The sequence below is a fragment of the Stenotrophomonas sp. Steno-Z10-HUANG genome, from assembly GCF_056393075.1.
Window position 1 is genome coordinate 1 of record NZ_JBWJPA010000014.1, and the last position, 18,120, is coordinate 18,120.

At 65.6% G+C, this 18,120-nt stretch carries 16 protein-coding genes and 4 pseudogenes; 4 read left to right on the forward strand and 16 right to left on the reverse strand.

Annotated elements, in window-relative coordinates; all coding sequences use genetic code 11:
* From AC06E6_RS15780 to AC06E6_RS15790, 3 genes and pseudogenes are all read left to right on the forward strand, one after another.
* A pseudogene (locus tag AC06E6_RS15780) lies at window positions 1-312 on the forward strand (hypothetical protein); the annotation flags it as partial.
* Between the two features lie 109 nt (window positions 313-421).
* A complete protein-coding gene (locus AC06E6_RS15785; protein ID WP_330947193.1) occupies window positions 422-721 on the forward strand; it encodes a BPSL0761 family protein in 300 nt (99 codons plus the stop codon).
* Window positions 722-858: 137 nt separating this feature from the next.
* A pseudogene (locus tag AC06E6_RS15790) lies at window positions 859-981 on the forward strand (leucine zipper domain-containing protein); the annotation flags it as partial.
* Between the two features lie 555 nt (window positions 982-1,536).
* Here the strand turns inward: AC06E6_RS15790 and AC06E6_RS15795 are convergent.
* The 12 genes and pseudogenes from AC06E6_RS15795 to rlmD all read right to left on the reverse strand — a co-directional run bounded on the left by AC06E6_RS15795 (window position 1,537) and on the right by rlmD (window position 14,325).
* Entirely contained in the window at window positions 1,537-3,543 is a 2,007-nt protein-coding gene (locus AC06E6_RS15795; protein ID WP_478061973.1) for a hypothetical protein, read from the reverse strand.
* Entirely contained in the window at window positions 3,540-5,261 is a 1,722-nt protein-coding gene (locus tag AC06E6_RS15800) for a site-specific integrase (protein ID WP_478061975.1), read from the reverse strand. The genes AC06E6_RS15795 and AC06E6_RS15800 overlap by 4 nt, the downstream gene beginning before the upstream one ends.
* Window positions 5,254-6,519 (reverse strand): tyrosine-type recombinase/integrase, encoded by a 1,266-nt coding sequence (locus AC06E6_RS15805; RefSeq protein ID WP_478061977.1) that lies wholly within the window; start codon window positions 6,517-6,519, stop codon window positions 5,254-5,256. Before AC06E6_RS15805 ends, AC06E6_RS15800 begins: the two co-directional genes overlap by 8 nt.
* Before the next feature lie 165 nt (window positions 6,520-6,684).
* Window positions 6,685-7,272, reverse strand: a pseudogene (locus tag AC06E6_RS15810) (DNA alkylation response protein); the annotation flags it as partial.
* 79 nt (window positions 7,273-7,351) lie between these two features.
* Window positions 7,352-8,581: an FAD-dependent oxidoreductase gene (locus AC06E6_RS15815; RefSeq protein ID WP_478061979.1), complete on the reverse strand. Its 1,230-nt coding sequence runs from the start codon at window positions 8,579-8,581 to the stop codon at window positions 7,352-7,354.
* Window positions 8,582-8,654: 73 nt separating this feature from the next.
* Window positions 8,655-8,861, reverse strand: a complete 207-nt coding sequence (gene cspE / locus AC06E6_RS15820) for a transcription antiterminator/RNA stability regulator CspE (protein ID WP_003488188.1) — start codon at window positions 8,859-8,861, stop codon at window positions 8,655-8,657.
* Window positions 8,862-8,951: 90 nt separating this feature from the next.
* Window positions 8,952-9,698 carry an S-methyl-5'-thioinosine phosphorylase gene (locus AC06E6_RS15825; protein WP_104938422.1) on the reverse strand — a complete coding sequence of 249 codons (747 nt, stop codon included), beginning with the start codon at window positions 9,696-9,698 and terminating at the stop codon, window positions 8,952-8,954.
* A 186-nt stretch (window positions 9,699-9,884) separates the two neighbouring features.
* Window positions 9,885-10,436 (reverse strand): hypoxanthine-guanine phosphoribosyltransferase, encoded by a 552-nt coding sequence (locus tag AC06E6_RS15830; RefSeq protein ID WP_104938421.1) that lies wholly within the window; start codon window positions 10,434-10,436, stop codon window positions 9,885-9,887.
* Entirely contained in the window at window positions 10,436-11,443 is a 1,008-nt protein-coding gene (nagZ, locus tag AC06E6_RS15835; RefSeq protein WP_104938420.1) for a beta-N-acetylhexosaminidase, read from the reverse strand. The genes AC06E6_RS15830 and nagZ overlap by 1 nt, the downstream gene beginning before the upstream one ends.
* 54 nt (window positions 11,444-11,497) lie before the next feature.
* Window positions 11,498-12,193: pseudogene (locus tag AC06E6_RS15840) on the reverse strand (DsbA family oxidoreductase).
* A gap of 27 nt (window positions 12,194-12,220) precedes the next feature.
* Entirely contained in the window at window positions 12,221-12,724 is a 504-nt protein-coding gene (locus AC06E6_RS15845) for a CYTH domain-containing protein (protein ID WP_313229733.1), read from the reverse strand.
* A gap of 263 nt (window positions 12,725-12,987) precedes the next feature.
* Window positions 12,988-14,325 (reverse strand): 23S rRNA (uracil(1939)-C(5))-methyltransferase RlmD, encoded by a 1,338-nt coding sequence (rlmD, locus tag AC06E6_RS15850; protein WP_161614699.1) that lies wholly within the window; start codon window positions 14,323-14,325, stop codon window positions 12,988-12,990.
* Window positions 14,326-14,449: 124 nt separating this feature from the next.
* On the opposite strand from rlmD, the gene AC06E6_RS15855 reads away from it, so the two are divergent.
* Entirely contained in the window at window positions 14,450-15,166 is a 717-nt protein-coding gene (locus tag AC06E6_RS15855; protein WP_104938417.1) for an Hpt domain-containing response regulator, read from the forward strand.
* Between the two features lie 109 nt (window positions 15,167-15,275).
* On the opposite strand, the gene recO is transcribed toward AC06E6_RS15855, so the two are convergent.
* From recO to AC06E6_RS15875, 4 genes are all read right to left on the reverse strand, one after another.
* Entirely contained in the window at window positions 15,276-16,001 is a 726-nt protein-coding gene (gene recO, locus AC06E6_RS15860) for a DNA repair protein RecO (protein ID WP_478061984.1), read from the reverse strand.
* A gap of 164 nt (window positions 16,002-16,165) precedes the next feature.
* Window positions 16,166-17,062 (reverse strand): GTPase Era, encoded by an 897-nt coding sequence (era, locus tag AC06E6_RS15865; protein WP_104938415.1) that lies wholly within the window; start codon window positions 17,060-17,062, stop codon window positions 16,166-16,168.
* Window positions 17,059-17,733, reverse strand: coding sequence for a ribonuclease III (gene rnc / locus AC06E6_RS15870; RefSeq protein WP_104938414.1), 675 nt, complete (start codon window positions 17,731-17,733; stop codon window positions 17,059-17,061). The genes era and rnc overlap by 4 nt, the downstream gene beginning before the upstream one ends.
* A complete protein-coding gene (locus tag AC06E6_RS15875) occupies window positions 17,726-18,094 on the reverse strand; it encodes a DUF4845 domain-containing protein (protein ID WP_104938413.1) in 369 nt (122 codons plus the stop codon). Before AC06E6_RS15875 ends, rnc begins: the two co-directional genes overlap by 8 nt.
* Window positions 18,095-18,120: the final 26 nt, after the last annotated feature.

Sequence of the window (18,120 nt, forward strand, 5' to 3'; positions counted from 1 at the left end):
GACACTTTCGTGAGGCGCTTGGAAAAGCAGGTCGAGACCCTCCTGAAAGACAGTCTCGATTGGGACTTGAAGGAGCCGACCGAAGCCCAGCTCAACTACGCCACCCTGGTGGCCAAGCAACTCGGAATTTCCCTGCCGAGCGAGGCACGAAAGTTTCGCTTCCACACGGCGATGTTCCTGGAGACGTACGCGCCCCAGCTCCGGAAGGAATTCGAAGATGCCCGCGAACCGCCGGCCCCGTCATCAGCGCAAGCTGCGGAGCAGTTGGTCGCAGATAAGCTTCGGAAGGATGCGAGCGACCAGAGGTCGTGAGGCAGCGGTTCGCCTATCAGGCAGTAGCCGCTGAACCCTTCCACTTTCGATCTCAATGAGTGAGAGAGCCTGACTGGATACTAGTCATGACGACCTCAGGAGCGGCACCATGACAACGCCACACGAGCGCAGTCGCGCATTGGTTTGGGCAGGCGGATTCCTAATTGAGCTGGCTCGGGATGAGCGTCTGCCGGTGGACGTTCGGCGGAAGGCAGTCAGGACTGCTCGTCACTTTCCAACGATCGAACAAGTCGGCCACTTGGCCGCGACCGTGGCGTCATCCCATTCGCCGTTCGGGCTTGATCTCGAAGATCCTAGAACCACCCCCGAATGGGCCCGAGAATGCGAGCACGGGCCGCTCACCAATGACACGCGACTAGGCTGGCCAGCCGCTTCTGGAGGTGAGTGATCGTCTTGCCAAGACCGTTCTGGATCGCCCCCTACCCTCGATAATGGTCCCTAGCTGTGATCTCTCAGTAGGTTGTTCATCCGGGGTGATCCCGGAACACTGGAGGTGCGACCCATCAAGCACCCCAGGAGCCCCGGATGAACCTGCATAAACATGCCCGTCTTACGCCTCGCGGTTGAGCCCTTCTTGTTGAACGGGTGATCGACCACGGCCTGCGGGTCGAGGAAGCCGCCCACGCCGCGGGAGTGAGCGTCAGAACGGGGTGAACCCCTTCTGTCCATGCACCCAACTCCGCGAACAATCCATTCTCCAATTGCGGCCCACCTTCCGAACAAGTTCGTAGCCAACGCCGCATGACAATTTCCCTCCCTTCGCTCTACTACTGTTCGACCAGACGGGACCCAAGACTGACGACATTCTGATTGACCATCTGGCGCAACGAAACGACCTCCCTCCAGAGTTCAAGCAGCTCCCTTTCGGCTGACATCAGTTTGCTTTGGGCAAGATCCCTATCGCGCTTGAGCTCCTCTATCCGATCCCTCATGCTCTGATTTCTACGACGGGCAGCCCTTAGCTCCTCACGCGGAGTTCGTGAGCTCTTCAGTGGCGCCCCACTCGTCGCGATCCATCCCTGAATTTCCCTGACCAACGCAGGGAACCGTTCCTTCTTCAATGCACTTGGATCCTTACCGGCTTCGCGAGCGACATTATTCTGCGTGACCGGCGTCCCCTTAGGCAGAGTTTCCGGTTTGCCCAGCTTGAGCCGGAGAAACGCAGCACGAAAGGCTGCCTCGGCCTTACCCATAACAGGGGGATCAATCCGCATCGATAACATTCAATGCCTCCTTCACCGCCACTTCCTGCGCATCGAAGCACTCACGCAACAACGAATCTACGCTATCCACGTCGACGATGGCTTGGGCAATCAATCGACCTGCTCTCTCGATCTGGTCTCGCTTGGCCTTGCTGATCAGAGCCTTGTCGCAACGCGTGCACTCCGAAAGATGATCGATGCCGCCATAGGGGCAATAGTCCCGGTTCAAGCAGACGCCCAATACGGTTTCACGAATAGAAATTTGTCCTTTCTTGGCCATGGACAAGAGCTGATTCGCGGTGCGCTGGCTGATGTACTCAACCATACGGGATTTGTGCTTCTCGCCGAGAGGCGAGGCGAACTCATCCCCGAGCAACAACGAGGCCCGTGTCGCCAATGCCTGAAACATCGTCTCGATGAACTCGGTGGTCATGGCCCGGTTCAGCCGGAGCCGCGAGAACCCCTGTCCGTAGTACAAGGACATCGTCGGGGTCTGGTGCTTCATCTCATACTGCAGGCTCGGCAGCGACACAATCCCGCTATGCGTGGCGTTCACGTTCAAGGTACGCCGCAACTGGTGGAATGTGAAATTCCAAGGCTTCCCGACCGCGTACCGATCCACATCCAGCGAAGGCGTAACCAGCCTCGCCGCCTGTAGATCCTCTTCCGTGATCAGAATCTCCTTTGGGTCGAACAAGCGGGGACAACGCATACGCCATTCACGGAACGACAACGCCTTTCGCACCTCCTCGCCCAACCCGATATCGTTTACCCTCAAGACGCCCCACGGCTCGTACGTACGGGTGATAAGGTACGGGTTCTCGACCAACGCCTGAGCCACCTCGAAGCGAGGATCTTCGAGGGCAGTGGTCATCCGCATCCTGGCAACCGACGACATCGCCTCCACTGCAATTTTCGCGGTAGGGCTCGTGATCCAGATCGCATTGTCGTCGTCGACTGTCTTGCGTGAATCGCCCTGCAGTAGATGGACATCGCCCACCCGCTCATCGTGGTCGACGACCAGACAGTCCGATCGGAGACGTGCAACTTCAGACGCACGCATGCCACTGAAACTGGCTAGGTAAACGCTACCCACGAACTGCACTGCACCGAAGTACTTCGACAGCAACCTGACTCCCGATCCTTCATCGAGAGTCGACCCTACATCAACGACCCACTTCTCGATAACCTCCGCCACACCGAATGCCCTCGCGGTGTCGGCAAAAGAGCCGAACCCAGCGGCGGCGTTGGTTTGGAACGCAGTCATGCGCGGTCCAGGCGGCAACTCGTAGAACGCCGCGAGCGACCCGTATTTCCGTTGATACACATCGAGGCAGTGATGGTAGATTGCCTCAAAATCGTCACACCGTCGATTGAATTCCTCCAGCATCTCACGGCACCTCTCCATCTGGTACAGCCACAGCCGCGGCGGAATGTAGGGATGCTGCCGCTTGGTGGTCTCCGGTGCAGACTTGATGATCATCTGGAGATGTTCCGGCGGCAAAATCTCGAACTGCAGGAACTCCCGCGCGTTGTACAACTCAAACAGCATAGACATCACGACGCCCAGCTTGGACTTGTGCACAACGCCACTGACCTTCGCAACCACCTTTGGGTATCGAGCCAGATCGGACACAAGGATACCGTTGTCGTTACAGAGCTTGAACAAAGGGCGCAACGAGGCGATATAGAAGCTCAGCGTGTCAACCGTGACCAGGTTCCGTTCGCCGTACATGTAGTAGATCATCACCTGCTTCAACAACTCGCTGTTTCCTGAACTCAGGCGCAAACTATCGCGGCGCCTGGGAGCCACGCCAAAATCCAGTCGCACGGGCTTGCCAGCTAGCCAAGACAGATTCCAACTCGGGTCGGCGTACCGGCAGACCACTGCTCCCGCCATATCCACCGCTATCGGAAAATCCGGCGGGGGCGGAAACGAAGGCAACAGGTAGTTGGCGATGCCAGGGACAGCATAGGGACTGTCCAGCTTTAACACGAATTCATTCACGCCATGACCTCCGACAGCAGAATGAAACCCGCCCACCGCGGGTGATAATCTTCTTCCAGGCAACGTGCTTCCGCTTCCCGGACCCAATCAGCATGCACGCCGCTACGCGATCCGAAGTCAGTCAGGATGTCGTTGATCCTCTCGACCACCATCAGCGGCGCATTCGTTTTCAGGTCGGCGTCGACGCGCTTGTATTTGGCCAGTTCTAGCCGCTTTAGCATCCTGAAACTGGCCATCGACCACGCGTAATCAAGACTTTCGATCCCGCGGTACAGGTCACAGAAGAAGCAACCGGCAGGGTTCCGACAATCAGGCTCTGGTGCACGTTCGCTCACGCCCGCAGCCCGCGCGGGCGTTTGCGATGCGCATCCGCCTGGAGCAGGTGCCGCTTGCAGCGAATCTTCGATCCCGTGGAAGTACTTGGTCCACTCGATCGCGGCCACCTGATGATTTGGTTTGAGGTAGATCCGCTCGAGGGTCGCCACGTCGTGTTGCGCCATCTCTGCCACCACGGCGTTGTCACCCACGGCGCGGGCGAGCCAGTTGACCCGCGTACCGCGCAGCATTTGCGGGGCGATGAACGGTCTGCCCAGCTTCGCCAGAAATCGCCGTACGTTCTCGATATTGAAGACGGCCCCAGGAGGCGCGCCCTTCCGCGCAAAAACCGGAAACAAGAGTTCCGAGTATCCCTCGGGAATCGCCCGGAGGCGGAAATCGAGATACCGTTCGAAGTGAGGGCGATACTCGCTGTAGATCTCGAACTCTACATCTCCCTTCTTCCGGCCCTTGTACTTGCGCACTGCATATCCGTCCATGAAGCTCTCATACCGATAATCGCCCAGCGTCAGTGCCATTGCCTGCGCTTTATTCATGCCCGTCTGCGCCACGAAGATGAGGAACTCGGCGCAGATCCGCAGATTGATGACCATGAGCCGCTCCTCCAGCTTTGGCTCGGTCGATCGCCTGTTGCGACGGGCACGTATGATCTTTGGCGAACCAAACGGTCGGTTCTCGGCGTCAGTCTCTGCCAGAACCCGGCTTGTGGGCTGCAGACCGCACCACAATTCATGAGATTTCCCGGTGGACCGCAACTTGACATGCACGGGCAATGGCCCCAGACAATCGTCGAAACTCAAGCTCTCGACGATGTCCAGCAAGTCGATGCCGAAGGATTGCGTTCCGGCGAGGTTTTGCTTGTCCGCCTCAGTACCGAGAGCCTGATTCGACTTGCGAGGCTTCTTGAGCCTCGTTCCTTTCGACATCGATACGTAAGGAACATCCATGGCTCGAGAAAACAATCTGGCAACCGTTTTCCCCTGGTGATACACCACTTTCTCTTTCAGTTCACGCAAGCGAACGCGTTGGTACAGATACTCCACCCACGCTTTGAACCACTCCCTGACGTTCGACAGATTGACGTCACCGGACTGTTTATCCACGAACGCGTAAAAGGAACGGAGATGGCTGTAGAAATTTCGGACGGTCTGATCCCTGTCTCCCTGCGCGGCCTCAGCTTCCAGGAATTCGAAGACAAGCTCGATTGTCTCTAGGCGCTTCTCAATTGGACGCCCGAACTCACCACAGGCAATCCTCTCGACAACATTTGATGCATTGGCTCCGGCAGCGCCACGCCACAACAGCGTATCGACATACAATCGCACTTGGCGCTCGGTATAACTCACGGGCAGCAACATCCTTGGCGGCGCGAACTCACGCATCGACCGGCTCTTCCTGCCCAGCAAGCCTGCTTCCGAAAAGGAACTTCGTGAACTCATTGGCCCAGTACGCTTTGACCTTTTGTTGCTTGACGAAGGTGATGTAACGCGCGGCCGTTGCTTCGTCCTTATGCAGCAGCAGATCACGAATCAAGGAAATGATGTCGCCCCACCCAACGGATGCACCAGGCATCCGAGTAGCCGCTTCCGCCAGAGAAGTGGCAAACGTTGCGCGCGATCGGTGGAATTTGAACCCCTTGAGATTGAGACCTTCGATGGCTGCCGCCTTGCGCAGGCGCAACATATCGACATTCACCGAGGGGCTCTTGCCATCATCCCGTGTCGCGTACGGCTTGCCATACCGATTAAGGAAGACCAGATTCTTGTGCTCCGGCGCTGCCAGTGCCTCCCGCCGAAGTCGCCGTTCGGAATTTACGTATGCACGCATTTCCAATAGGAGTTCCGTTGGAATGATCACCCGCCCGGTCACACCGAACTTTGTCCTGACTGGCGCGCCGCGCACACCTGGCCCGATGTTCAGGTAGTGAAGCAATGGAGTTTCCGCGAGACGCACCGCATTCGTCAACGTAGCCAGCTTGAGATCGCATATCGATCCCAATCGCAGTCCTGTGAGGAATCCGAGACGCAGCATCAAGTTGAATTCCAAGCTGCTATGCCTGGCCGACAACTCGAGGATGCTGTCGCGCTCTTCCAGGCTAACGGGAAGCAGCCCATCCTCGAGTTTGACAGCATTGCGATTCTTGTTCGGAATGCTGAGTTCAGAACTCGCAACTGCGATTGTCCGATTGAATCCGTGTTCGTCGCTAACCGTGATCGGAACAATCCGATCCTTCCAGAGCGGCCAGTCTGCCGAAATCAACCTCTCACTCCTAACCCACCGATACCACTTGATCACTCCCGCCATGTGCGCTGTTGCGACCGAGGCAGCGATACGATCCTTCTTTCGCAACATGACGAGGTGGCCGCGGAAACGGGTCGTCGGCCGATCTGCTTTCTTTTTGGGGAACTGGCTCCAATGTAGCTCCGGCTGGGACTCAAGAAACTTCATGTAAGCCAAGAGCGCTTGCCCCGTCGCCTCCAGCGTCGCGACAGACAACTGCTCACTGAGCACCAAGTCCGCGCGTGCGGCGAAATACAGGTTCGCTTCTGTCCACGGCTCCCCTGACCCCCAGTAGAGAACAGGCACTCCATTGACTGCCTGCAATTCGGATCGGCCATCCACATCGTGAGCCTTCGCCACCCACCGAATCCCGGCTCCTTCCGCCAGAAGAAACTCGTGAGGCGTGAAACAAATCCTGTCTAGGCGCGCCATCCCCTTCCTCGGACGCCGTCATTCGATGCAGGGAAGGGTATCGACAATCACTCATGATGTCCATGGTCTTCTATGTCATATATGTGCGTCCATAGCTTTCATGACACCCTTACCCTGCTTCTCGGTCATGCCCATGCCCACGGTGATGCCGGGCTTCTGCGCGATGGGCAGGTCGCGCGGGTCGTAATGCGGCGCGGCGGCCTTGGTCGCCCACTCGGCCAGCGCCGGCTCGCGGCGCAGCACCGGCACCACGGCATGGGTCATGGTCAGCGGGCAGCTGCTGCCCGCCTCCGCCTGGTGGTGCAGGAAGCTCAACGCGGCGCGCGCGACGTGCGCGCCCGGTTGCGGCTGCCGCCACGACAGCCCGGCCACGCCGTGCGCCTTGGCCGCGTCCATCAAGCGGTGCCAGGCGGGGTGGAAATCCACGGTGTCGATGCGCTGGCCCTGCGCGTCATGGGTGCGCAGCAGCGGCCGGTTGCGGTTGGCGTCGAAGCCGAGCCGGTACAGTTCGCCGCCAGCCAGCGCGCCGTAGTCGTCCAGCGCCGTGGCGAACGCGCCGCCGCCTTCGCGTGCGACCGCCTCGCGCAGCACCCGGTCGTCGCGCCACAGGTTGCATTCGGGAAACGGCGGCGGCTGGTTGAATACCACGTGGGTTTCGAACGGCGCTGCTTCGGTGTTCATGGCCGGCCCCTGCGCACGGGAGGATGCCGTCCATTCTGCCGCACGCCGGGGCCGCGCCGTGCGGCGCCGGGCGGCCGGCTCAGCCGCCGGTGGCCAGCGCCTGTACGAACCCGGGCGCCAGCGGCAACGTGCCGAACACCCCCTGCTGGGTGCCGCTGAGCACGCGCAGCATGTGCCCGCGCCCGCCCGGCATGCGCCCCAGCGGCCCGAACAGGAGATCGCGCGCATGCGCGATCCAGTCGCGGTCGGACTGGAACAGCGGCGTCAGCCAGCGGCTCCAGAACTGGTACAGGCGCACATGCGCCTGGCGGGTTGCCTGGTAATGCGCCAATGCCGCATCGAGGTCGGGCTGCCCGCGCAGTGCATCACGCAGGGCCAGGGCGTCGAGCAGCGCCATGTTCACGCCCTGCCCGAGCTGCGGGCTCATCGAATGCGCGGCGTCGCCGGCCAGCACCAGGCCGCCGCGGTACCAGCGGTCCAGCACCGCGTCGCGGTAGCTGGCCCGCGCCAGCTGCGACGGCATGCCGATGTCCTGCATCCGCAGCCGTGCCTCCGGCCACAGCTGCGCGATCTCGTCGAGCCAGGGCGCGAGCCCGGCCCGCTCCCAGGCCTCGAAGCCATCGCCCGGCAGGCTCCAGAAGAAGCTCAGCCGCGGCACCGCGTCGCCGGGGCGCGTGCCCACCGGCAACAGGCCGATCATCCGCCGCGCGGCCACGTAGCGCTGCCGCAGTTCGTCGACGAACGGCCAGTCGCCGGCCGGCAGCAGGCACCACAGCGCGCCCCACGGGTACGGGCGGTCCAGCCGCGTGCCGCGCACCTGCGCGCGCAACGCCGACGCGGCGCCGTCGGTGGCGACCACCAGGTCGAAGGGGCCGTGCCACTGCCCGTGCTGGTCGCGTACCCGGCGCAGGCCGTCGTCGATGGCGCCGATGCAGCAGTCCACGTGCAGTGCGTCGCCAGGCTCCCACGCCGCGTCCAGCAGCGAGAACAGCGCCCCGCGCTGCATGCCCACCCCGTGCAGGCGCGCATCCAGCCCGGCATAGCGCATGTCCATCACCGCGCGCCCGCACGGGGTCTCGCCGTACAGGCGGCGTACCGCCGCGCCATGGGCCAGCACCTGCGGCAACAGGCCCATCCGCCACAGCACCTGCAGCCCGCTGGGCTGCAGCAGGAAGCCGGCGCCCACCGGCCCGGGCCGCGGCGCGCGTTCGAATACCTGCACGCGGTGGCCGTCGCGCGACAGCAGCACGGCCAGCGACTGGCCGGCGGTGCCGTAACCGACGATGGCAATATCCAGTGACCTGTTCATTGCGTTTCCCGGAGGCGGCCGGCGAAAAAAAAAACCCCGCCTCGGCGGGGTTTTTCCGGCACAGCCGAGTGGATCACTCGACCGGCGTGATATTGGAAGCCTGGGCGCCCTTCGGGCCCTGGGTCACGTCATAGCTGACGCGCTGTCCTTCCTGCAGGCTGCGGAAACCCTTGGAATTGATCGCGGAGAAGTGCGCGAAGACATCGGCGCTGCCGTCCTCCGGTGAGATGAAGCCAAATCCCTTGGCGTCGTTGAACCACTTGACGGTACCGTTCGGCATGGTGATGCGAGACCTTGTTCGATGAATGGATTGATGCACGCTGAATGAAGCGCGCTCGCGGAGTATGCAAAGCTTGGGCCGCGATGACAATCACCCCCGGGCCAGCTCCCCCACCAGCGCGGGCAGCCCAGCCGAGGCGGCGGCGACGTTGGCCAGTACTTCTTCCATGGTGATCTCGGCCGCGTCACCGCAGCCCGCCGCCCAGTTGGCGACGATGGCCAGGCAGGCGTAATCCAGCCCCAGCTCGCGTGCCAGCCCGGCCTCGGGCATGCCGGTCATGCCGACCAGGTCGCAGCCGTCGCGGCGCATCCGCGCGATTTCGGCGATGGTCTCCAGGCGCGGGCCCTGGGTGGCGCCATAGCAGCCGCCGTCATGCACCGCGACGCCGCGCGCACGTGCCGCGGCCAGCACCTGCGCGCGCAGCGCAGGCGTATAGGGATGGCCGAAATCCACGTGCAGCACCTCGCTGCCCTCCTCCTCGCACAGCGTGGAAACGCGGCCCCAGGTGTAGTCGATCAGCTGGTCCGGGCAGGCCAGCACGCGCGGACCGAAATCGCCGGTGATGCCACCGACCGTGTTCAGGGCGAGCACGCGGGTGGCGCCCAGCTGCTTCAACGCGGCCAGGTTGGCGCGGTAGTTGACCTTGTGCGGCGGGATCGAATGCCCTTCGCCATGGCGGGCGAGGAACGCCACCCGACGGCCATCCAGCCGTCCGACCCGCACCGGGCCCGACGGCGCACCGTAGCGGGTCGGGACCTCATGGGCCTGGACATCGTCCAGCGCGGCGAGCTTGTAGACACCGGTGCCGCCGATCACGGCCAGTGCGATATCGTCCATCGTGGTTTCCTGGTTTCTGTTCGCAGTCGGGGCGACACGGGGCGTGGCCCCGTCATCGTAGCGGCCGCGCGCCGGCGCCCACCAGCGCGCCGGGACCCGGGACACCGCCGGCACCCCGGCCGCTGCGGGCCGGCGCGCGTTGCGCGGAAGGCGGCAGTGCGATCGCGCGGACCGGTTACCCGGCCGTTACTGCTTCATCGCGTAGATCGCCGGCAGCGAGCGCAGCGATTCGCTCACGTCCATGCCGAAGCCGAAGACGAAGCGGTCCGGCAGCTCGATGCCCGCGTAGTCGGCCTTGACGCCGTCCAGGCAGCGGTCGTGCTTCTTGACCGTCAGCACCGCGATGCGGACATCGGTGGCGCCCTGTTCCAGGCACCAGTCGCGCACGCCCTGCAGGGTGAACCCCTCGTCGAGGATGTCATCCACCAGCAGCACGCGGCGGCCGAACAGCGAGGACACCGGGCGGTGCTTCCAGACCAGCTCGCCACCGCTCTCGCCGTGGTAGCGCGAGGCCTGCATATAGTCGAACTGCGCATCCTGGCCGCGCGCGCCCAGTTCCAGCGCAAGCTGGCCGGCGAACGGCAGCGCGCCATTCATGATCGACAGGAACACCGGCACCTCGCCCTTGTAATCGCGCGCGATGGCGTCGGCGATGCCGGCGATGGCCTGGTCGATGGCGGGACGATCGACCAGCAGGTCGGCCTGGGCCACGGCTTGTGCAAGAGTGAGTTTGGACATCAGGCGGTTCTTCCAAGAGTTTCGAGCAGACGGGTTCGGGTATCGCCGTGGCGGGCATCGGCCAGCAGGCCGCCCCAGCCCATGGCACCGTGGGCGATCAGGCCCAGCAGCGCGGCGGTGTTGAGGCTGCGGCCGGCCACGGCCTGCAGCGATTCTTCGACCAGCTCCGGGTGGCAGACCAGCACCACGTCGCAGCCGGCATCCAGGTGGGCTTCGACCCGGGCCTTGACCCCACCGGCGGCGGACGAGGCCGCCATGCCGATGTCGTCGGAGAACACCACGCCGCGGAAGCCCATCTGTCCGCGCAGGATCTGGTTGATCCAGCGCGGCGAGTAGCCGGCCGGTTCCGGCGCCACCTGCGGGTAGATGACGTGGGCCATCATCACCGCATCGGCGCCGGCGTCGATGCCGGCGCGGAACGGTAGCAGATCCTCCGCTTCCAGCGCGTGCAGCGGGCGCGGGTCGATGGCGGTGTCGTGGTGGGTGTCCTCGCGCACCGTGCCGTGGCCCGGGAAGTGCTTGAGCGTGGCGGCCATGCCGGCCGCGTGCATGCCGCGCACATAGGCCTGGGCCAGCGCCGCCACGACCTGCGGGTCCCCGGCGAAGGCGCGGTTGCCGATGGCCAGGTTGCCGCGCCCCAGGTCCACCACCGGGGCGAAGCTCAGGTCCAGCCCGGTCGCGCGGATTTCGCTGGCCATCAGCCAGGCATGCTGCTCGGCCAGCGCCAGCGCGGCGTCCGGGTCGGTGGCGTGCAGCCGGCCAAAGCCGTCCAGCGGCGGCAGTTCGGTGAAGCCGGCGTGGAAGCGCTGCACGCGGCCGCCTTCCTGGTCCACCGCCACCAGCAGCGGACGCGCGGTGGCGGCACGGATCGCAGCGGTCAGCTCGACCACCTGGTCGCGCGAAGCGAAATTGCGCTTGAACAGCACCACGCCGGCCACGGCGTCATGCTGCAGCCAGTCGCGTTCCCGTGCGGTCAGTGTGGTGCCGGCGACGCCGATCAGAAGCATGTGCGGATTCCCATACGGCCAAGCCCGGCATTGTCGCAGATGGCGCCCGCCGCGTCAGACGCTGCAGCCGTCCGCACCGCAGCCCGGTTCATGGTTCCCGGCCACCGGCGCCGGCGCCAGCTCGGCGGCCACCTTCTCCAGCACCTGCATGAACACCTCCGGCGGTTGCGCGCCCTGCACCGCGTAGCGGCCGTTGATGACGAAGGTCGGCACCGACTGGATGCCCAGCGCCTACGCCTGTCCCAGCCCGGCACGGACCTCGGCCAGGCCTTCGTCCGAGGCCAGCAGGGCCTCGACGCGCGCGGCCGGAATGCCGCCGGCGGCCGCGGCCTCCGCCAGCACCTGCGGGTCGGCCAGGTTGCGGCCCTGCTCGAAATGGGCGCGGAACAGCGCCTCGCCGACCGCGTCCTGCACGCCCTCGCGCCCGGCCAGCCACAGCAGGCGGTGCGCCGGCAGCGTGGTCACCCGGACCTGGCCGCGGTCGAAATCCATCGGTAGGCCTTCGGCGCGGGCGGTGGACTGGGTCTGCGCCAGTATCTGCTCGGTACGCTCGGCGCCACCGAACTTGGCCGCGTAGGCCTCGCGCAGCGGTACCGGCGTGGCGTCGGCGCCGGGGTCGAGCAGGAACGGATGCCAGCGCACCTCCACCGGCGGCGCCTTGTCGCCCATCAGCGCCAGCGCGCGCTGGAAGCGGTGCTTGCCGATCCAGCACCAGGGGCAGACCACGTCGGACCAGATGTCGATGCGCATGGGGGTTCCTTCTGTTCTCCCGGGGGCTCAGCCGCGCTCGGCGGCGCTCCAACGGGTGTAGGGGTGCGAGGCCAGGGCGAGATTGTAGTAGCGCGGCGCGTCGGTCACTTCGGCACCGGCCCAGTCCGGCTTGTCGAATGGCTGGTCGGCGCTTTCCAGCTCCACCTCGGCCACCACCAGCCCGGCGTTGTCGCCGAGGAACTCGTCCACTTCCCACAGCAGGCCGGCGTGCCTGACCAGGTGGCGGCGCTTGTCGACCAGGCCACCGACGCACAGCGCCAGCAGTTCGCGGGCCTCGTCCACCGGCACCGGGTAGTCGAACTCCTGGCGGGTATGGCCCAGCTCGCGCGATTTGATGTTCAGGTACGCCGCATCGCCCTGGATGCGCACCCGCACCGAAGCCTTCTGCGCGCCGCTGTCCATCGCCGCCATGTCATTGATGTAGCCCTGCGCCATCGGGATGACGGCATGCGCGGCAGCGCGCCAGGCGTCGCCGGTGACCAGGAATTTGCGTTCGATCTCGATGCCCATCACCACCTCGTTGGTGCGCTCGTTGGTGCGCGTTCCCCGCCTGATCCCGCGCGTCGCTGCGCGTGCGATTCGTTGATGCCGAAGCAGCGCACGTCCGTGCGCGCGGATTCAACGGGTGCCGATCCCCCGCAGGAGTGGCTGCACATGCCTGTGCGCGGATTTAATTTGTGCGAGTCCTTCGCAGGAGCAGCGCACCTCCCTGTGCGCGGATCTCATTTATGCGAATCCTTCGCAGGAGCAGTGCACCTCCCTGTGCGCGGATTTTATTTTTTCTCGAACACCGCGATACTTTCCACGTGCGCGGTGTGCGGGAACATGTCCATCGCGCCGGCCGAGACCAGGGTGAAGCCCTGTTCGTTGACCAGGTAACCGGCATCGCGCGCCAGCGAACCGGGGTGGCAGCTGACGTAGACGATGCGCTTGAACTGCTTGAGCGGCAGCTGCTGCAGCACGTCGATCGCGCCCGAGCGCGGCGGGTCGAGCAGCAGCTTGTCGAAGCCCTGCCGCATCCACGGCGCGGCGCGCTGGTCCTGGGTGAGGTCGGCGGCAAAGAACTGCGCGTTGTCCAGGCCGTTGCGCTGCGCGTTTTCCCTCGCCCGCGCCACCAGCCCTGCCTCGCCCTCCACGCCCACCACCTCGCGCACGGTGCGCGCCAGCGGCAGGGTGAAATTGCCCAGGCCGCAGAACAGGTCGAGCACGCGCTCGTCCGGCTGTGCGTCCAGCAGGGCCAGCGCATGCGCGATCATCTGCTGGTTGAGCTTGGCGTTGACCTGGATGAAGTCCAGCGGACGGAACGCCAGCTCCACGTCCCACTGCGGCAGCGCGAAGGACAGCGGCACGCCGTCGGCCGGCCACAAGGGATGCACCGACTCCAGCCCGCCGGGCTGCAGATAGATGGCGAAGCCGTGCTGCTGGCCGAACGCCTGCCAGGCCTGGCGGTCCGCGTCGGACAGCGGCTGCAGGTGGCGCACGGTCAGGGCGATGGCGGCATCGCCGCCGATGAACTCGATCTGCGGAATGTCGCGCTTGCCGTCCAGGCCCTCGATGAAGGCCGACAGTGCCGCGACCCGAGTACCGATCTCGGGAATCACGGTCAGGCACTGCGACAGGTCGGCGACGAAGCGCGGGTCCTGCTCGCGGAAGCCCACCAGGGTCTTGTCCTTCTTCTCGACCCGGCGCACCGAGAACCGGCCCTTGCGCCGGTAGCCCCAGTTGTCGCCGACCAGCGGCGCCAGCACCGTGCCCGGGCTGACATGGCCGATGCGGGTCAGGTTGTCCATCAGCACCTGCTGCTTGGCCACGATCTGCTGGCCCTCGTCCAGGTGCTGCAGCACGCAGCCGGCGCAGACGCCGAAATGCGGGCAGCGGGGCTGCACCCGGTGCGGCGAGGCCGTGAGTACCTCCACGGTCCGCGCCTCGTCGAAATGGCGGCTCTTGCCGGTCTGTTCGGCCATCACCGTCTCGCCAGGCAGCGCACCGGCCACGAAGGTCACCTTGCCGCCCTCGCCTTCACGGCGGGCAACGCCGCGTCCGTCATGGCTGAGGTCGAGGATGTCGGTCTGGAACGGGGTCTTGTCGATGCGGGATCTGGATCGGGCCACGTGGCGAAAGGCTGCGGGTTGCGGGGCGCCATTGTCGCAGATGCACATCGGCCTGACTTCCGCCGCTTGCGCGGCACGGCCACATCGCCAATGATGCCGGGCACGGCTGACATGGAGGCAGCATATGAATACGCACGCCCAGGGGCATCCACCGCGCCTGCTGCTGGTCGAGGACGACGCGACCAGCCAGGGCTTTTTCCGGGCCGCGCTGGAAGCGTTGCCGGCCACGGTCGACATCGCCGGCTCGGTCGCGCAGGCATTGCGGATGGGCAGCGCCGTCCGCCACGACCTGTGGCTGGTGGACGTCCATCTTCCCGATGGCAGCGGCCACGCGCTGCTGCGGCAGCTGCGCGCGCTGCACCCGCAGGTGCCCGCGCTGGCGCACACCGCCGACAATGGCGCGGACATCCGGCGGTCGCTGCACGAGGCCGGTTTCGAGCGGGTACTGGTCAAGCCGATGACCCGCGCCGAACTGCAGGCCGCGGTGCGTGAGGGCCTCGGCCAGGCCACCGCCGGCGAGGCCCCGGCCAGCGAGGATGCGGCCGCGCCCGACTGGGACGAAGGCGCGGCGCTGAGCGCGCTCAATGGCCAGCAGGCGCATGTCGTGGCGTTGCGCGAACTGTTCCTGTCCGAACTGCCGGTGGCCCGCGACGCGGTGTCGGTGGCGCTGCGGCAGCATGACGATGGCGCCCTGCGCCGGCAGCTGCACCGGCTGCAGGCCAGCTGCGGTTTCGTCGGCGCCTCGCGGCTCGGCCGCGCGGTGCGGCAACTGCACCAGGCGCCGGAGTCGGACATGGCGCGGCGCCAGTTCGATGCGGCGGTGAGTGCGCTACTGCATTGAAGCCAGGAGTGAGTGAAGAGGAGTGAGGAGTGAGAAGAAGCAAGAGCGATCTCCGCCTTCGTGGAGATGACGGCTTTTGCTCCTGCCTTTTCTCACTCCTCACTCCTCTTCACTCACTCCTGCCTCTCAAATCCCCCAGCATTTCCCAGGACTTGAGCCCGCGCCCCCCCAGGTGGTGCAGCAGCACCGCGCGCATCTGCGGCCGCAGGCTGGCGAGGTCGGCCGCCGCCGGCGGCTGGTCCGCGGCCAGTGCCAGCAGCGCCGCGCCGGTGGCCAGGCCCCGGCGTTCGCTGGCGTTGCGCTCGCTGAGCAGCCGCAGCGGCCCCTCCTGCGGGTCCAGCCGGTAGCGGGCCGCCGGATCGATGGGCTGCCCGTCCGCGGTACAGGTCCAGTCGAAACCGAACCCCAGCGCCTCGAGCAGGTCGCGCTCGAAACACCGCAGCGCCCACGCCAGCCCCGCCGCGTCGGCCAGGCGGCCGCGGACCTGGCCATAGGCATGGTGCAGCTCGGGCAAGGGGTCGTGGCGCGGCGCCAGCCGCAGCACCAGTTCGTTGACGTAGAAGGCGGCCAGCATCGCCTGCCCATGCAGCCGCGGTGCCGCGTCCTGGCTCTCGGCGCGCCGCAGCTGCGCCAGTTCGCCGCGCATCACCGCATCCAGGCGGATCGACTGCAGCGGCTGCAGCGCGGCGCGCAGGAGCTGCTTTTTCGGGCCATGCACGCCACGCGCCAGCAGGCCGATGCGGCCATGCCCGCGGGTCAGCGCCTCGACCAACAGGCTGGTTTCGCGCCAGGGGCGCGCATGCAGCACGTAAGCGGGTTCGTCGTCGATGCGCATGCGCTGGAGCCGGGAGTGGGAAGCAGGGGTCGGGGGATGCAACCGTGCCGCGTCCGCAGTCTGGCAGAGCGCCGGCCACCTGCCACCCGCAGGCCGGGGCACGACAGGGCGGAGCCGACTACGCGCGCGCCCTCATTCCTGGCCGCCCGCCCCCGTTACCGGCCTCACTCGTAACCGAACGCCTTGAGCGCGGCCTCGTCGTCGGACCAGCCTTCGCGTACGCGCACCCAGGTTTCCAGGAACACCTTGGCGCCGAACAGGCGCTCCATCTGCAGGCGGGCCTTGGCGCCGATTTCCTTCAGCCGCGCGCCGCCCTTGCCGATCACGATGGCCTTCTGGCCCTCGCGCTCGACCCAGATCACCGCGCCGATGCGCAGCAGGTTGCCGTCCTCGGCGAAGCGTTCGATCTCCACCGTGGTCGCATACGGCAACTCCTCGCCGAGCTGGCGCATCAACTGCTCGCGCACCAGTTCGCCGGCCAGGAAGCGCTGGCTGCGGTCGGTGATCTCGTCCTCGCCGAACATCGGCGGGGCCTCCGGCAACAGCTTGAGCACGTCGCGCACCAGTGCTTCCAGGCCATTGCGCTTCTGCGCCGAGATCGGGTGCACGCCGGCGAAGTCGCGGCCTTCGGTGATTTCCTGCAGGAACGGCAGCAGCGCGCCCTTGTCCTTCAGCCGATCGACCTTGTTGACCACCAGCAGCACCGGGATGCCGGCGTCGCGCAGCACGTTGAAGGCCAGCGTGTCCTCCTCGTCCCAGCGCCCGGCCTCGATCACCAGCAGGCCGGCGTCCACGCCTTCCAGCGACCCGCGCGCGGCGCGGTTCATCACCCGGTTCATCGCCCGCTTCTGCTGGCGGTGCAGCCCGGGGGTGTCGACCAGCACCAGCTGCCCCTCGGGGAAGGTGGCGATGCCCAGCAGGCGGTGGCGGGTGGTCTGCGGCCGGTTGGAGACGATGCTGACCTTGGCGCCCACCAGGGCGTTGGTCAGGGTCGATTTGCCGACATTGGGGCGGCCGATGACGGCGACGCTGCCACAGCGGTGGGAGGAGGTGTCGTTCACTTGGAATCCAGTTGCTCGATCGCGGCCGCAGCCGCCTGTTGTTCGGCCAGCCGCCGGGAGCTGCCCTCGCCCGCGGTGGTCACATCCGGGTCGGTCAGGCGGCAGCGTACCCGGAAATGCCGGGCATGGTCATCGCCGGTTTCCGATACCAGTTCATACACCGGCAGCGGTTTCTGCCGCGCCTGCAGCCATTCCTGCAGCCGGGTCTTGGGGTCTTTCTCGGGCTTGCCGACCGGCACCGCGGCCATCGGCGCCTCGAACCAGGGCAACACCCGCGCACGGCAGGCCTCGAACCCGGCATCCAGGTAGATCGCCGCCACCACCGCCTCGAAGGCGTCGGCCAGGATCGAATCGCGGCGGTGGCCACCGGATTTCATCTCGCCGGGGCCCAGGGTCAGGCGCTCGCCCAGGTCCAGGGTACGCGCCATGGCCGCCAGTGCCGCTTCGCACACCAGCGCCGCCCGCGCCCGGGTCAACGCGCCTTCGTCGGCCTTGGGCCAGCGCGCGAACAGCGCCTCGGCCACGATCAGGTTGACGATGCTGTCGCCGAGGAACTCCAGGCGCTCGTTGTGCGGCGCGCCCGCGCTGCGATGGGTCAGGGCCTGCCGCAGCAGGCCCGGATCCCGGAACGGGTGGCCGATGCGGTCACCCCGCGTCACCGTCCTACTCACCGTGCGAGGTCAGGTCCTGGGAGTTCTCGAAGCGGCCGACGATGTCGAGGTTGCCGACCAGCGGGCGGCGCACTTCATAACTCACGTTCATGCGCACGCCACCGTCGATGCGGTCGAACTTGATGTTGTCGCGCTTGACGCTGTCCGAGTAGTTCATGTCCATGCGCTTGAAGAACAGCTCCTGCGCCTTGGCCGGATCCGACGTGCCCGGCTCCTTGGCCAGCGCCTTCATCGAGGTCTTGACCGCGTAGAACTCCTGGTACATCGGGAACAGCTTCATGCCCACGTAGAGCGCGAAACCGACCACGGCCAGCACCATCAGGAACGACGTCAGCGTCATGCCGCCTTGCTTGCGATTCATAGCATTCTCCCCCGGTTTGCGCCTAG

What these genes read in the sequence shown, in the direction of transcription:
- nagZ (WP_104938420.1), bottom strand. Translation starts at nt 11,443, where the DNA reads ATGCTTCTGATCGGCGTCGCCGGCACCACACTGACCGCACGGGAACGC.
- AC06E6_RS15815 (WP_478061979.1), bottom strand. Translation starts at nt 8,581, where the DNA reads ATGAACAGGTCACTGGATATTGCCATCGTCGGTTACGGCACCGCCGGC.
- AC06E6_RS15845 (WP_313229733.1), bottom strand. Translation starts at nt 12,724, where the DNA reads ATGGGCATCGAGATCGAACGCAAATTCCTGGTCACCGGCGACGCCTGG.
- AC06E6_RS15800 (WP_478061975.1), bottom strand. Translation starts at nt 5,261, where the DNA reads ATGCGTGAGTTCGCGCCGCCAAGGATGTTGCTGCCCGTGAGTTATACC.
- AC06E6_RS15875 (WP_104938413.1), bottom strand. Translation starts at nt 18,094, where the DNA reads ATGAATCGCAAGCAAGGCGGCATGACGCTGACGTCGTTCCTGATGGTG.
- AC06E6_RS15855 (WP_104938417.1), top strand. Translation starts at nt 14,450, where the DNA reads ATGAATACGCACGCCCAGGGGCATCCACCGCGCCTGCTGCTGGTCGAG.
- recO (WP_478061984.1), bottom strand. Translation starts at nt 16,001, where the DNA reads ATGCGCATCGACGACGAACCCGCTTACGTGCTGCATGCGCGCCCCTGG.
- AC06E6_RS15830 (WP_104938421.1), bottom strand. Translation starts at nt 10,436, where the DNA reads ATGTCCAAACTCACTCTTGCACAAGCCGTGGCCCAGGCCGACCTGCTG.
- AC06E6_RS15785 (WP_330947193.1), top strand. Translation starts at nt 422, where the DNA reads ATGACAACGCCACACGAGCGCAGTCGCGCATTGGTTTGGGCAGGCGGA.
- cspE (WP_003488188.1), bottom strand. Translation starts at nt 8,861, where the DNA reads ATGCCGAACGGTACCGTCAAGTGGTTCAACGACGCCAAGGGATTTGGC.
- AC06E6_RS15825 (WP_104938422.1), bottom strand. Translation starts at nt 9,698, where the DNA reads ATGGACGATATCGCACTGGCCGTGATCGGCGGCACCGGTGTCTACAAG.